Here is a 14,369-nt window from a genome sequence, read left to right on the forward strand (position 1 = left end):
CCCCGCGCGGTTGCGGCTTGCCAACGACAGGCAAACTCCCGACCATGCGGTGCGGCGGCGAATGGCCGGGGACGGGTGGAACGGGCGGGCATGAGCGCAAGGCAGAGAATCGTTCGTGAACGCCGGCAATACAACCAGCTCGCCGCCGACCAGACGCTTGAAGACTACGCGCTGCGCTACACCGCCGAACGCGCGCGCCACTGGACCGCCTCGCGGGTCGCCAACACGGCCCTCGGCGCCATCTCCTTCCTCGCCTGCGAGGCCATCGGCGCGGCGGTGACGCTGACCTACGGCTTCGCCAACGCCATGGCCGCGATCCTGGCGGTCGGCGTGCTGACCTTCCTGGTCGGGCTGCCGATCACCCGCCACGCCGCCCGCGCCGGGGTCGACATCGACCTGCTGGCGCGGGGCGCCGGCTTCGGCTATCTCGGCTCGACCATCACCTCGCTGGTCTACGCCTCCTTCACCTTCATCCTCTTCTCCATCGAGGCCAGCATCATGTCGGCCGGCTTGCAGATGGTGCTGGGGATCCCGGCCTCGGTCGCCCACGTCATCAGCTCGCTGGCGGTGATCCCCATCGCGGTCTACGGCATCCGCTTCATCAGCCGGATGCAGGTGGCGACGCAGCCGGTCTGGATCGCCCTGCAATGCGTGCCGCTGGCCTACATCGCCCTGCTCGACCGTTCGACGGTGGCGGAGTGGATGGCGATGCCCGGCACCCTGGGGGCGCCCGACGGCGGGCTGGCGCTGCTGCCCTTCGGCATGGCGGCGTCGGTTCTGCTGTCGCTGCTGCCGCAGATCGGCGAGCAGGTCGATTATCTGCGCTTCCTGCCGCCGCAGGCGAAGATCGGCCGGCTGCGCTGGTGGACGGCGATGCTGGCCGGCGGTCCCGGCTGGGTGCTGATCGGCGGCCTGAAGCTGGTCGCGGGTTCCCTGCTGGCCTTCCTCGCCGTGCGGCACGGGCTGTCGGCGGAGGAGGCGGCGCAGCCGACGCAGATGTATCATCTGGCCTTCCTCGACGTCTTCGGCTCGCCCGGCGTGGCGCTCGCGCTGACCGGGCTGTTCGTCGTCGTCTGCCAGATCAAGATCAACGTCACCAACGCCTACGCCGGCTCCATCGCCTGGTCGAACTTCTTCTCCCGCCTGACCCGCAGCCATCCCGGCCGCGTCGTCTGGCTGGTGTTCAACGTGCTGCTGGCGCTGCTGCTGATGGAGATCGGCATCCTCGGCGTCATCGAAAGCATCCTCGGCCTCTACGCCAACGTCGCGGTCGGCTGGCTCGGCGCCGTCGCCGCCGACCTCGCGATCAACAAGCGGCTGGGATTCAGCCCGCCCCACATCGAGTTCAAGCGCGCCCACCTCTACGACATCAACCCGGTCGGGGTCGGCGCCATGGGGTTGTCGGTGCTGTGCTCCACCACCGCCTTCTTCGGCGTCCTCGGGCCGGTGGCTCAGGCGTTGGCCCCCTTCATCGGCCTGGCCGTCGCCTTCATCGCCGCCCCGCTGATCGCCTGGCGGACCGGGGGGCGCTATTACCTCGCCCGCCCCCCCGCCGGATTGCCGGAGGGCAAGGCCGAAATCCGCTGCTGCATCTGCGAGAACCTGTTCGAGCGGCCCGACATGGCCCACTGCCCGGCCTACGACGCGCCGATCTGCTCGCTCTGCTGCACGCTGGAGGCGCGCTGCCACGACCTGTGCAAGACCGACAGCCGCTTCGCCGACCAGATCGCCCGCTTCCTCAAGGGCGTCCTGCCCGGCCGGATGGGCGCCGGGGTGCACACCCGCACCGGCCATTTCATCGGGGTGATGGCGCTCTTCACGCTGGTGCTGGGCGGCGTGCTGCTGGTCATCGACTTCCAGTACGCCAACGCCGAGGAGGCCCAGCGCGCCGCCATCCACACCGCCCTGTTCGCGGTCTTCGTCTGCCTGTTCATCCTGTCCGGCGTCGCCGCCTGGCTGCTGGTGCTGGCGCACGAGAGCCGCCGCAAGGCCGAGGAGGAGACCGGCCGCCAGACCGCCATGCTGATGGACGAGATCGCCGCCCACGAGCGCACCGACGCCGCCCTCCAGAAGGCCAAGGAGGTCGCCGAGGCCGCCAACGCCGCCAAGAGCCGCTACATCATCGGCGTCAGCCACGAGATCCGCGCGCCGCTGAACGCCATCTCCGGCTACGCCCAGCTCATGGAGCGCAACGCCACCGAGCGCCCGCAGGACGCCGTCCGCGTCATCCGCCGCAGCGCCGAGCATCTGTCGAACCTGATCGACGGGCTGCTCGACATCTCCAAGATCGAATCGGGCCTGCGCCGGCTCAGCCGCGAGAAGATCAACCTGATCGAGTTTCTCGACCAGCTCGCCGACATGTTCCGCATCCAGGCCGCCGCCAAGGGGCTGGAGTTCCGCTACGCCCGCGTGGCGCACCTGCCGGCCTACGTCCACACCGACAGCAAGATCCTGCGGCAGATCCTGATCAACCTGCTGTCCAACGCGGTGAAATACACCGAGCGCGGCCACGTCACCCTGTCCGTGCGCTACCGCAGCCAGATCGCCGAGTTCGAGATCGCCGACACCGGCATCGGCATCCGGCCGGAGGATCTCGACCGCGTCTTCGAGCCGTTCGAGCGCGGCCACGGCGCCGCCGTGCGGACGGTGGCCGGCACCGGGCTGGGTCTGACCATCACCCGGCTGCTGACCCGCATCATGGGCGGCGACATCGCGCTGCGCAGCCGGCTGGGCGAGGGGAGCGCCTTCACCGTGCGGCTGCTGCTGTCGGAGGCGATGCACAGGCCGGGCGAGATCGCCGAGCGCCGCGCCGTCAGCGGCTACGCCGGTCCGCCGATCACCGTCCTGCTGGCCGACGACGACCGCGACCATCTGGCGCTGATGACCGACATCCTGCGCCCGCTGGGTTTCGTGCTGTTTACCGCGTCCGACGCCGGCAGCTGTCTGGCGACGGCGGCGCAGTGCAAGCCGGACATCGCCATGCTCGACATCTCGATGCCCGGCGAGAGCGGCTGGGACGTCGCCGAGGGGCTGCGGCGGCTGTTCGGGGACCGCATCCGCATCATCATGGTCTCGGCCAACGCCTACGAGTCGCAGGGCCCCGGCGACGGCCGCGCTCCGCACGACGCCTTCGTCGCCAAGCCGATCGAGATCCACGCCCTGCTCGACCGCGTGCAGGAGCTGACCGGGCTGGAATGGATCCACGCCGCCGACCCCTTGCCGGACAAGGCCGCGGCCCCATCCGCGCCCCCGACCACGGCCCCGCCGGCCGCCGCTCCGGTGCCCTCCGGCCCGTCGAAATCGGCGTTGCGGCACATCGACGACCTGCGCCAACTGGGCCGTATCGGTTACATTCGCGGGATCGAAGCCAAGCTGCGCGAGATCGAGGCGGAGGACGCAAGCGCCCTCCCCTTCGTCGAGCGGCTGCGCGCGCTGGTGCGCGCCTTCGACCTGAAGGGCTACATGAGGGCGCTGGACGAGGCGGCCAGCACCGCCGACGCGAGCGATGGGACCTGACACGATGAAACGCCGCGACATGATCCTGGTGGTGGACGACACGCCCGAGACGCTGGGATTCCTGACGGAGGCCATCGAGCAGGCCGACCTGACCGTGCTGGTCGCCGTCGACGGCGAGAGCGCGCTGGAGCTGCTGGGCCAGATCACCCCCGACCTGATCCTGATGGACGCGGTGATGCCGGGGCTGGACGGTTTCGAGACCTGCCGGCGGCTGAAGCAGGTCCCCCACCTGTCGCACCTGCCGGTCGTCTTCATGACCGGGCTCAGCGACACCGGGCATGTGGTCAAGGGGCTGGAGGCAGGCGGCGTCGATTACGTCACCAAGCCGATCGTGGTGGACGAGCTGATCGCCCGCATCCGCGTCCACCTGAACAACGCGCGGGTGTCCCACGCCGCCCGCGCGGCGCTGGACGCCACCGGCCGCTTCCTGCTGGCCACCGACGGCGCGGGCAAGCTCCTGTGGTGCACCCCGCAGGCCGAGCGGCTGCTGGCCGGCCTGCTGCCGGGGACCGATGGCCAAATCCCCGGCCGGAGCCCCGCCCTGGCGGCCGCGCTGGCCGAGGGGCTGATCCGGCTGCGCCAGACCCCGGCGGTGGCCGCCACCGGGGTCGGCGAGGTGTTCTCGCTGGAGATCCCGGACGGCGGATCGACCCGGCGGCTGGATTTCTCCTACCTCAGCCCGGCCAACCCGGACGAGTTCCTCTACCGCCTGAGCGAGCCCGCCGCCGGCCGGCAGGAGGCGATCCTGCGCGACGCGCTCGGCCTGACCGCGCGCGAGGCCGAGGTCCTGCTGTGGATCGCCAACGGCAAGCCCAACCGCGACATCGGCGAGATCCTGGGGATCAGCCCGCGCACGGTCAACAAGCACCTGGAGCAGGTCTTCGCCAAGCTGGGCGTCGAGAACCGCGCCTCGGCGACCGCCCTGGCGATCCGCACCCTCGCCGCGCGGGGGTGAGGGAAGGCCGGCGCTCCCCTCCCCCCGTCACCCCGCCAGATCGCGCAGGATCGGGCATTCCGGCCGCTCGTCGCCATGGCAGGCGTCGGCCAGTTCGCGCAGCGTGTCGCGCATCGCCGCCAGCTCGGCGATCTTCGCCTCAAGCTCGTCGATGTGCTCCAGAGCCACCCGCTTGACCTCGGAACTGCAACGCGAGCGGTCCTGCCACAACCCGACCAGCCGCTGGATGCGCTCGATCCCGAAGCCCAGCGTGCGGGCGCGCTTGACGAAGCGCAGGACGTTCACCTCGCTCGGGCCGTAGACCCGGTAGCCGGACGCCGTCCGCCCGGCCTCCGGGATCAGGCCGATGGATTCGTAATAACGGATCAGCTTCGCGTTGACCCCCGACGCCTTGGCCGCGTCGCCGATGGTCATGCCCATGCCAACGCCCGTGTCCACGTTCATCCCTCTCCTCCCGTCCTTGGCGCCCAGCCGCGCAGGGTCAGCGCGTTGAGCACGACGCTGACCGAGCTGAGCGCCATCGCCGCCCCCGCCAGCACCGGGCTGAGGTGCCCGGACGCCGCCAGCGGGATGCCGACCACGTTGTAGGCGAAGGCCCAGAACAGCCCCTGGCGGATCTTGGCGTAGGTCCGCCGCGACACGTCGATGGCGCCCGCCACCAGGGCCGGATCGCCGCGCATCAGGGTGACGCCGGCGCTGTGCATCGCGACGTCGGTGCCGGTCGCCATCGCGATGCCGACATCGGCCGCCGCCAGGGCGGGCGCGTCGTTCACGCCGTCGCCGACCATGCCGACGGTCCCGCCCTCGCCCTTCAGCGTCGCCACCACGGCGGCCTTGTCGCCGGGCAGCACCTCGGCGAAGACACGCCCGATCCCCAGCGCGGCGGCGACCGAGCGGGCGGCACCCCAGCCGTCGCCGGTCACCATCACCGGCTCGACCCCCTGGTCCTTGAGCGCCCGCAAGGCCGAGACCGCCGTCTCCTTCACGGTGTCGCCGAAGGCGATCAGGCCGAGCAGGCGGGCAGCACCGCTCCCTTCCCCCGTCCCTCCGGTCTCGATCAGCCAGGACAGGGTGCGCCCGTCCCCTTCCAGCGTCGCCGCGCGCCCGGCCAGCTCCCCGCCGTCCAGACCGGCCTCCTTGAGCGCGCGCGCGTTGCCCAGCAGCAGTTCCCGCCCCTCCACCCGGCCGGACACGCCGCGCCCGGCCAGCGCCCGGAAATCGGCCGGCCGTTCCGGCGTCAGCCCGGTTTCCGCGGCGCGGTCACGCACGGCGTGGGCGAGCGGATGCTCGCTGCCCGCCTGCAAGCCGGCGGCGAGGCGCAGCAGGGTCGCGGCGTCGGTGCCCTCCGCCGGGATCAGGTCGGTGACGCGCGGCTTGCCTTCGGTCAGCGTGCCGGTCTTGTCGAAGGCGACGGCGGTCAGGGCGTGCGCCTGCTCCAGCGCCTCGGCGTCCTTGATGAGGATGCCGTGGCGCGCCGCCGCGCCGGTTCCGACCATGATCGCCGTCGGCGTCGCCAGCCCGAGCGCGCAGGGGCAGGCGATGACCAGCACGGAGACGGCGGTGACGATGGCGTGCTCCAGGTCGCCGGTGGCGAACCACCAGCCGGCCAGCGTCAGCGCCGCGACCGCCAGCACCACCGGCACGAAGACCGCGCTGACCTTGTCGACCAGCCGCTGGATCGGCGCCTTCGACGCCTGCGCCCCCTCCACCATGCGGACGATCCGCGCCAGCATCGTCTCGGTGCCGACCGCCGTGGTCTCCACCACCAGCAACCCGTCGACGCCGATCGATCCGCCGGTGACGCGGGCGCCGGGCTCCTTGTCGACCGGCAGGCTCTCGCCGGTCAGCATGGATTCATCGACGCTGCCGGCGCCCTCGACGAGGCGGCCATCGACCGGAATGCGCTCGCCGGGGCGGACGACGACGAGGTCGCCGACGCGGACCCGCTCGACCGGCACCTCGGTCTCGACGCCGTCGCGGCGCAGCCGGGCGGTGGCCGGACGCAGATCCATCAGGGCGCGGATCGCCGCCGCCGTCTGGCCCTTGGCGCGGGCCTCCAGCCATTTGCCGAACAGCACGAAGGTGATGAGGACCGCCGACGCCTCGAAATAGAGATGCGGCGCGTGCCCCGGATGGGCGGTCGCCAGCAGGTAGACGCTGAGCCCCCAGGCCGCCGAGGTGCCGAGCGCCACCAGCAGATCCATGTTCCCGGCGCCCGCCCGCACGGCGTTCCAGCCGGCCCGGTAGAAGCGCGCGCCCAGCCAGAACTGCACCACGCTGGCCAGCGCCATCTGCGCCCAGCCGGGCAGCATCCAGTCGAGCCCCACGAGGTCGCCGGCCATGCCCGCCAGCAGCGGCGCCGACAGGGCCGCCGCGATCAGGACATGGTTGCGGTCGCGCCGCCCGCGATCCTCGCGCGCCTCGGCCTCCGCCCGCTCGCCACCGGCCTCGACCGGGGCGGCGTCGTAACCGGCCCGCTCGACCGCCGCGACCAGCGCGGCGGCGTCGGTGCTGCCGGCGAGGGCGACGACATGGGCACGCTCGGTCGCCAGATTGACGGAGGCCGTTTCCACGCCGGGAACCCGCCCCAGCGCCTTCTCGACCCGGCCGGCGCAGGAGGCGCAGGTCATGCCGGACACCGACAGGTCGAACGCACGCCGCTCCGCCTGGAAGCCGGCGGCCTCGATGGCGGCGGCGGCGGCCCTGGCGTCCGGGGGGCCGGCGAAGGCCAGCCGCGCCCGCTCGGTCGCGAGATTCACCGAGACGGACGTCACGCCCGGCACCCGGCCCAGCGCCTTCTCGACCCGCCGCACGCAGGAGGCGCAGGTCATGCCGGACACGCCGATGTCGAGACCGGTGGTGTTCGCGATGGTGTCGTCGGACGTGGTGGTCATGCCGGCTCTCCTTCCGTCTGGTGCGGCATGTCCTGATATGGAGCTTCCAGCCATTGGAAGGTCAAGGGGGGAAACGACGCCTGAACAAAGCGCCGCGGCAACCGTTCCACCCCCACCCCATCCACGATGCCGAGCCGCCCGCATGACCCGCCTGACCATCGACGAGGCCCAGGCCCGCGTCTTCCGCTTCCTGACACGGGACATGGTGGAGGAGTTGCGCGCCGTGGAGTACGAGACACCGCCGCTGTCCGACGCCCCCTCGCCCACGCCGCTGCACGGGTTGCGGCGCGCGGCGGTGGAATTCAGCCACGCCCCCGGCGCGCCCGACTGCATATACCGCATCCGCGCCTTCGGCGATTCGCTGCTGATGCGGCTGCAACTGAACGTCCGCCGCTTCGTCGCGATCTATCAGGTGCCCGTGTCCGACCCCATCGACAGCAACACCATCGCCCCGCATTTCGAGCGCTGGGCGATCGGCGCCGGGCATGCCGGCTGGATGATCGGCTTGCGCGACGGCACCGACCCCTGGGCTCCCGAGCGGCGGACGGTGGAAACCTACTGCTACGCCATGCTGCCCGAGGATTTCCTCGACGATCCGCTGGCCCAGCTCTATTGGCGCACCGACCTGTTGCAGATGACGCGGGCCTTCATGCTGGAATCGCGGCGCATGGGCATCCGGCTGTCGGCGCCCGACCCGGCCTGAGCGGTTCGCCGGCGGCCACGGTTTCGCTTGGCGGCGGGCGCCGGCTGTGCTCAGTCTTTGGGCATCCCACGGACCGAGACCAGCGACGACCCGACCATGCACGCCGACCTGACCACCCTGCTCTACGCCATGGATCTGACCGGCGTCTTCGTCTTCGGCCTCAGCGGCGGAACCCTGGCGGTCCGCAAGAAGCTCGACATCTTCGGGGTGATGGTGCTGTCGCTGGCGGCGGCGCTGGCCGGCGGCGTGTGCCGCGACCTGCTGATCGGCGCGGTGCCGCCGGCCTCGCTGCACGACGACCGCTATCTGTGGGCGGCGCTGGCGGCCGGGCTGGTGGCCTTCTTCTTCTACCCGCAGATCAACCGGCTGGGCAAGCCGGTGATGGTGCTGGACGCCGCCGGGCTCGGGCTGTTCGCGGTGGCCGGCTGCGGCAAGGCGCTGGCCTACGGCTTGAGCCCGCTGCCGGCGGCGCTGCTCGGCGTGATGACCGCCTGCGGCGGCGGGGTGGCGCGCGACCTGCTGGTCGCCGAGGTGCCGCGCGTGCTCCGCGAGGAGATCTACGCCATGGCGGCGCTGGTCGGCGCCCTGGTGGTGATCGCCGGCCAGTGGCTCGCGCTGCCGCCGGTGCCGGTGGCGGTGTCCGGGGCGGTGGCGGTGTTCGGCCTGCGCGTGGTCAGCGTGCTGCGCGGCTGGAGCGCGCCCCGCGCGCCGGGAAGCTAGCCTCCCTCTCCTGCGAACGAGCCCCCGCGCACGGGAACCATTCCCTTTCCCACCGCGCGGAGGTCAGGGCAATCGCCCGCGGAACACGGGATCCTTTTCGCGGAGAACCGTCATCCCCGCCGTCGCGGGGATGACGCTCCTTCCTGGAGAAGCCTTCCTGAACAGGGAATGATGTCCAAAGGCGACCGCACCGGCGCGGAGAGAGACGCCGTGGGCCGGGATTTTGCCGAAACCTCCGCGCCCCAATGGCTTTTTCCCTATCATGGAGCCCCCTTCCGTCGCCCACGGAGCCCCGTCATGCTCCCCGACACCCCCGTCACCCCAATCCCGGCCCGCCGGACGAACCGCGCGACCAAGCGCGCGCACGCCCCGTGCTGCGACGGGGGAGGCGATGGAACATGGAACAGGGCCGGGAAAACGTTCCACGGTGTTTCAAACGTTCCAAACGTTCCATTCCCCGCCCCGCGCGGGCCGGGCGGCCGCCTCCGCCGAAGGCGGCCGCCCAGCCTCCCGGAACGGGACAGGAAGAGGAAAAGCGCCTTACGCCCGCTTGCCCCAGCCCGGCGCCGGGAACACCGGGTCATGCTCGGCCGAGCCCTTCGGCAGCACCACCGTCGGGCGCTGGCCGTGATTCTGGATGCAGGCCGAGACGAGCTGGGTGTTCTGGCCCTTCGCGTCGAACTTGATCGCCGGACCGACCATCATCTTGTCGGTCAGGTTGGTCTCGCGCAGCGCCGCCAGCAGGCTGGCCGGATCGGCCGAGCCGGCGCGCTTGAAGGCGTCGGCGGCGATCAGGATCGCCTCGAAGGTGAAGGCGACGTTGAAGGCGTAGCCCTCGAAGCGGTCGTTGGGGAACTGCTTCTTGAAGGCGGCCTCGACCTTCTTCGTCATCGCCGCCTTGGGATCGTACCAGGGCAGGTTGGTCATGGCGAAGTCGGCGTACTTGCCGAGCACCTTGTAGAACTGCTCGTCGTACAGGCCGGGCGAACCGGGGGAGACGATGCCCTTGGGCTCCCAGCGCTGCTTGACCATCTCGCGCACCAGCATGATGGCGTCGTTGGCGCGCGTGGTGACGATGGCGAGTTCGGCGCCGGTCGCCTTGGCCTTGGCCACCTCGACCGCCAGATCCTGCGCCTTCGGGTCGTAGGAGATCGACTCGATCAGCGTGAAGGGCATGTTCAGCGTCGGGAACAGGGCGTCGAGCGCCTGCTTGTTCGCCATGCCGAAGGTGTCGTTGGCGTGCAGGAACACCGCCGACTTCGGCGTCGTGCCGGTCGCCGCGAACAGATCCTTCATCAGCGCCAGCCCGTTCGACACCAGCATCGTCGAGGTCGGGAAATTGCGGAAGACGGTCTTGAAGCCCTGCTCGGTCAGCCGGTCGGCGGCGGCGATGTTCATCACCAGCGGCACGCCGCGCTGCTCGCAGACCTGGGCGGCGGCGGCGGTCTGGCCGCTGTCGAAGGCGCCGACGATGACGTTGGCGCCGTCGTTGATCAGCTTCTCGGTGCGCGAGCGGGCGACGTCGACGTTCGATTCGGTGTCGGCCGACATCACCTCGACCTTGTAGCCCATCTCGGCGAGCACGGCGGGCGCGATCTCGGCGCCGCGCTGGCAGGCCTGCCCGGCCTGGGCCAGCAGACCGGAACGCGGCAGCAGCACGCCGACCTTCAGCGTCGTGTTCTGGGCGAAGGCCGGCGCCCGGCCGAAGGCGGCGAGCGCGCCGCCGGCGACGGCGGCCTGCCCGAGCTGGCGGCGGGTGAGCGTGATTCCTCCGGTGGAACGGTTCTTATGGTCGTTGGTCATGGGTGCCACGTTGCCTTTGGTGGGACGGTTCGATCCTGGGGCCGAAGAGTCCACCGGAGCGACCCGTTCTGTCAAAGCGGAATCACCGTTCCGGGCTTCGGCGCAACAAAATGGCGCTGCTTTCCGTCAGGCCCGGTGGACGGCGGCGAAGAAGCCGTCCACCTCGGCCGTCAGCGCCTTCGAGCGCTCGGCGACACCGACCGCCGCCGCCAGCACCTGGGAGGCCGCGGCCCCCGTCTCGGCGGCGGCGCCGCGGATGCCGCCCATGGTGTCGCTGACCTCGCAGGAGCCCTGCGCCGCCTGCTGGATGTTGCGGACGATCTCCTCGGTCGCCACCCCCTGCTCCTCGACGGCGGCGGCGATGGTGGCGGTGATGCGGTTGACCTGGGCGATGGTCTCGCCGATGCCCTGCATCGAGGTGACGGTGCGGCCGGTCACCGCGCGGATCTCGTCGACCTGGGCGACGATGTCCTCGGTGGCCTTCGCCGTCTGGTTGGCGAGATTCTTGACCTCCTGCGCCACGACGGCGAATCCCTTGCCGGCCTCGCCCGCCCGTGCCGCCTCGATCGTGGCGTTCAGCGCCAGCAGGTTGGTCTGCGCCGCGATCGACTGGATCAGCGTCACCACGTCGCCGATCCGCTGGGCGCCCTCGGCCAGCGCCGCGACCGTCTCGTTGGTGCGCTCGACGTCGGTGACGGCCGCCCCGGCGATGCGCGCCGATTCATCGACCTGCCGGCCGATGTCGCGGATCGAGGCGGAGAGCTGGTCGGTCGTCGCCGCCACGGTCTGCACGTTGCCCGACGATTGCTGCGCGGTGGACGCCACCGAGGCGGCCTGCCCGTTGGTGCGGTCGGCGATGGCGGCCAGCGCCTCGGCGGTCGCCTTCAACTGCACCGCCGAGGCGGCCAGTTCGCCGGACAGCCCGCCGGCCTTGTCCTCGAAGTTCCGTTGCAGGGCGGCCAGCGCCGCCGCGCGCTCCTCCCGCGCCCGCCACTCGGCCTTCTGCGCGAGATCGAGATCGCGGGCGCGGATCAGCCCGCCCTTGAAGACGTCGACCGCCCGCGCCATCGTTCCCGCCTCGTCCTCGCGGTCGAGGGCCGGGATCGGCGTCGCCAGATCGCCGTCGGCCAGCCGCTTCATCGCCTCGGTCATCGCCGCCAGCGGGCGGGCCAGCCCGCCGCCGATGGCCAGCGCGATCAGCGTGCCGGCGGCGACGCAGGCCAGCCCGACCAGCGCCGACAGCAGGGTCAGCCGGTTGGCGTCGGCCATGATGCTGGCCTGCGGCACCGCGACGACGAAGGACCAGACCGCGTCGGTGCGCCCGAAACGGATCGGCGACACCCGCAGGTAATGGCTGCGCCCGGCGAGCTCCGCCTCGCCCTCGTAGACGCGCCCCTCGGCGGCGGCGCGGCGGGCGGCGGGCGGCAGGTCGTCGCCCGGCTGCGACAGGCGCGCCGCCTCGGGGTGGGCGACGTACTGGCCGGACGCCGACAGAACCGCGACATACCCGTCGCCGTAGGGCTTGGCGGAGCGCACGATGTCGGTCAGCCCGGCCAGCGACAGGTCGATGCCGGCGACGCCGATCACCTTGCCGCCATCAACACCGTTTTCGAGCACCGGCATGGCGGCGCTGGTCATCAGCTGCTTGGTGAGATCGTCGAGATAGGGTTCGGTCACCACCGCCTTCCTCGCGGTGGCGGCGGCCTTGTAATACTCCTTCTCCTGGACCTCGGCGTAGCCGACGCCCTCGCTGTCGTCGGCGCGGGGGCCGTTGGCGGAGGGCAGCCACAGCAGGCTCATGCGCCCGGTCCTGGGCAGGCCGAGAATCTCCTCGCCATGGACCGTGAAGTCGGCGTCCCTGCCGTCGAAGCCATTGTCGGCCATGTCGACCCACACCCCGGCGTAGGCCGGGTTTCCGGCGGCGTGCCGCGCCAGATAGCGGTTCACCACGGCGCGGCGCGGACCGTCCAGGCTGCGCTCGGCGGCGACCAGATCGGCGATGCCGCGCGCCCCATCCACGGCGGCGGCGATGTCGGCGGCGACGCGGGCGGCCTGATGCTCGGCGATCTCGGAGGTCAGCGCGATGGCCGAGGCCTGCGCCGCCTCGCGGGAGAACCACAGCGACACGCCGGTGATCGCCGTCGCGCCCACCGTCAGCACCGCCACCATCCCGACGACGATCTTCGTCCGCAACCGAAGCTTCATCCAACCCGCCACGACACCGCACCCCGCTGCTTGCAACGACACTTTCATATTTGTGCGATAATCAGTCGCAGTAAATCACAGATCAAGCCTTTGCGTCGTGTTTCAAAAAACAAACGACAATCCCTGGTGGGTCGCCCATCCCGCGCACGGCGACGCCAAGACAGGGATGGAACATCTTTGCCACGATGCGGACTTCCGCTGCGCTTCAGCCACAAGACCCGCACATGGCCTCTTGAGTCTCCAGGCGCCGAACCCCAGTTCTGCACAGGGGGACACGGCAAACGCGGAGGAACACGGGTGTTGAGTTTCGCGCGACGGCTGTGGTCGGAGGCCGAGGCGGCGCCCGCCTCGGTGCCGCAGGGCATGCGGGTCTACGCCGTGGGGGACGTCCATGGCCGCCTCGACCTGCTCGACCAGTTGCTGGGCCAGATCGCCCGAGACGCCGACCAGGCACCCGACCGGATGAAATACCTCGTCTTCCTCGGCGACTACATCGACCGTGGGCCGCAGTCGGCGCATGTGATCGAGCGGTTGGCGAGCGGCCTGCCGCCGGTCTTCGGCACCGTCTTCCTGCGCGGCAACCACGAGGAGACGATGCTGGCCTTCCTGAGCGACATCGCGGCCGGGCCGGGCTGGCTGACCTACGGCGGCGACGCCACGCTGGCCAGCTACGGCCTGCAGGCCCCTGCGCCGGACGCTCCGCCGGAGCATCTGCTGGAGGCCCAGCGCCTGCTGAACGCCGCCCTGCCGCCGCACCACCGGAATTTCCTCGCCAGCCTGCGCAGCCACCTGACCATCGGCGACTATCACTTCGTCCATGCCGGCGTCCGCCCCGGCGTGCCGCTCGACCGCCAGGATGACGGGGACCGGCTGTGGATCCGCAACGAGTTCCTGTCCTCGCGCACCAACCATGGGAAGATGGTGGTCCACGGCCACACCATCGCGCCGGAACCGGAGCTGCGCGCCAACCGCATCGGCATCGACACCGGGGCCTACGCCACCAACCGCCTGACCGCGCTGGTGCTGGAGGGAACGGACCGGCGCTTCCTCTGCACGGTGTGAGGACTCAAGCGGCGGTGTTCTGGGTCAGCAGCGTGGTCAACCAACGGAAGTTGGAGCCGTCGCCGGCCTGGATGGCGCTCTCCACCACCTGAAGCGCGCCCTCGTCGGGGTTCGGCGGCTGGATGTCGGCGCCTTGGCCGGCGCCCTCGGCCCCCTCCGCCTGCTGGGCGAACAGGCTGACGGCGCCGACGCCGAGCCGCAGCGCCGGCTGCGCCACGGGCGCCACCGCCGGGCCGTTCGCACCGGCGGCCGACGCCTCGCCGACGCCGTTCAGCGTCTCCAGCATCGCCGCGAACTGGCCGGCCAGCGCTCCCGCCTGCCGGGGCGCGGACGCCCCTTTGCGCTCCAGGACCTCTTCGGCCCGGATTCGCATGGCTTGCGTGGCCTCACTGTTGGCCATCGTCGACATGGAAACGCCCTTGCGAGCCGCGACGAACCATTCGCCGCGAACCCAGGGGATCAAGCAATTTGCGCGCCATCGAACGGATGACGGGAGTCAGGCGGAGCAGCC

The 14,369-nt window shown here is 71.2% G+C and carries 10 protein-coding genes; 5 read left to right on the forward strand and 5 right to left on the reverse strand.

Annotated elements, in window-relative coordinates:
• The first annotated feature begins 90 nt into the window (after positions 1–90).
• The gene (locus tag J2847_RS23865; protein ID WP_209781297.1) at positions 91–3,516 is read left to right on the forward strand and encodes a hybrid sensor histidine kinase/response regulator; all 3,426 of its coding nucleotides are present in this window, start codon (positions 91–93) and stop codon (positions 3,514–3,516) included.
• Between the two features lie 4 nt (positions 3,517–3,520).
• Positions 3,521–4,471, forward strand: a complete 951-nt coding sequence (locus tag J2847_RS23870) for a response regulator transcription factor (protein WP_209781298.1) — start codon at positions 3,521–3,523, stop codon at positions 4,469–4,471.
• A gap of 27 nt (positions 4,472–4,498) precedes the next feature.
• On the opposite strand, the gene cueR is transcribed toward J2847_RS23870, so the two are convergent.
• Complete coding sequence (gene cueR, locus J2847_RS23875) at positions 4,499–4,909, reverse strand: Cu(I)-responsive transcriptional regulator (protein ID WP_325169472.1); 411 nt, start codon at positions 4,907–4,909, stop codon at positions 4,499–4,501.
• Positions 4,910–4,911: 2 nt separating this feature from the next.
• Positions 4,912–7,365, reverse strand: coding sequence for a heavy metal translocating P-type ATPase (locus tag J2847_RS23880; protein WP_209781299.1), 2,454 nt, complete (start codon positions 7,363–7,365; stop codon positions 4,912–4,914).
• Between the two features lie 142 nt (positions 7,366–7,507).
• On the opposite strand from J2847_RS23880, the gene J2847_RS23885 reads away from it, so the two are divergent.
• Together J2847_RS23885 and J2847_RS23890 are read left to right on the forward strand one after the other, a co-directional pair.
• Positions 7,508–8,068 carry a hypothetical protein gene (locus J2847_RS23885; protein WP_209781300.1) on the forward strand — a complete coding sequence of 187 codons (561 nt, stop codon included), beginning with the start codon at positions 7,508–7,510 and terminating at the stop codon, positions 8,066–8,068.
• A gap of 57 nt (positions 8,069–8,125) precedes the next feature.
• Positions 8,126–8,788 carry a trimeric intracellular cation channel family protein gene (locus tag J2847_RS23890; protein ID WP_233474745.1) on the forward strand — a complete coding sequence of 221 codons (663 nt, stop codon included), beginning with the start codon at positions 8,126–8,128 and terminating at the stop codon, positions 8,786–8,788.
• Positions 8,789–9,328: 540 nt separating this feature from the next.
• Here the strand turns inward: J2847_RS23890 and J2847_RS23895 are convergent.
• Together J2847_RS23895 and J2847_RS23900 are read right to left on the reverse strand one after the other, a co-directional pair.
• Positions 9,329–10,591 (reverse strand): ABC transporter substrate-binding protein, encoded by a 1,263-nt coding sequence (locus J2847_RS23895; RefSeq protein ID WP_085553857.1) that lies wholly within the window; start codon positions 10,589–10,591, stop codon positions 9,329–9,331.
• 126 nt (positions 10,592–10,717) lie between these two features.
• Entirely contained in the window at positions 10,718–12,796 is a 2,079-nt protein-coding gene (locus tag J2847_RS23900) for a methyl-accepting chemotaxis protein (RefSeq protein ID WP_209781301.1), read from the reverse strand.
• Positions 12,797–13,093: 297 nt separating this feature from the next.
• On the opposite strand from J2847_RS23900, the gene J2847_RS23905 reads away from it, so the two are divergent.
• A complete protein-coding gene (locus J2847_RS23905) occupies positions 13,094–13,858 on the forward strand; it encodes a metallophosphoesterase (protein ID WP_209781302.1) in 765 nt (254 codons plus the stop codon).
• Between the two features lie 4 nt (positions 13,859–13,862).
• Here the strand turns inward: J2847_RS23905 and J2847_RS23910 are convergent, their stop codons facing one another.
• Positions 13,863–14,231 (reverse strand): hypothetical protein, encoded by a 369-nt coding sequence (locus J2847_RS23910; RefSeq protein WP_233474747.1) that lies wholly within the window; start codon positions 14,229–14,231, stop codon positions 13,863–13,865.
• Between the last annotated feature and the right edge of the window lie 138 nt (positions 14,232–14,369).

It is taken from the genome of Azospirillum agricola, from assembly GCF_017876095.1.
GTDB classification, from domain to species: Bacteria; Pseudomonadota; Alphaproteobacteria; order Azospirillales; family Azospirillaceae; genus Azospirillum; species Azospirillum agricola.

Bases quoted from the DNA above. Each gene is read 5' to 3' on its own strand.
- J2847_RS23865 (WP_209781297.1), top strand. From the start codon at position 91: ATGAGCGCAAGGCAGAGAATCGTTCGTGAACGCCGGCAATACAACCAG.
- J2847_RS23870 (WP_209781298.1), top strand. From the start codon at position 3,521: ATGAAACGCCGCGACATGATCCTGGTGGTGGACGACACGCCCGAGACG.
- J2847_RS23880 (WP_209781299.1), bottom strand. From the start codon at position 7,365: ATGACCACCACGTCCGACGACACCATCGCGAACACCACCGGTCTCGAC.
- J2847_RS23885 (WP_209781300.1), top strand. From the start codon at position 7,508: ATGACCCGCCTGACCATCGACGAGGCCCAGGCCCGCGTCTTCCGCTTC.
- J2847_RS23895 (WP_085553857.1), bottom strand. From the start codon at position 10,591: ATGACCAACGACCATAAGAACCGTTCCACCGGAGGAATCACGCTCACC.
- J2847_RS23900 (WP_209781301.1), bottom strand. From the start codon at position 12,796: ATGAAGCTTCGGTTGCGGACGAAGATCGTCGTCGGGATGGTGGCGGTG.
- J2847_RS23910 (WP_233474747.1), bottom strand. From the start codon at position 14,231: ATGCGAATCCGGGCCGAAGAGGTCCTGGAGCGCAAAGGGGCGTCCGCG.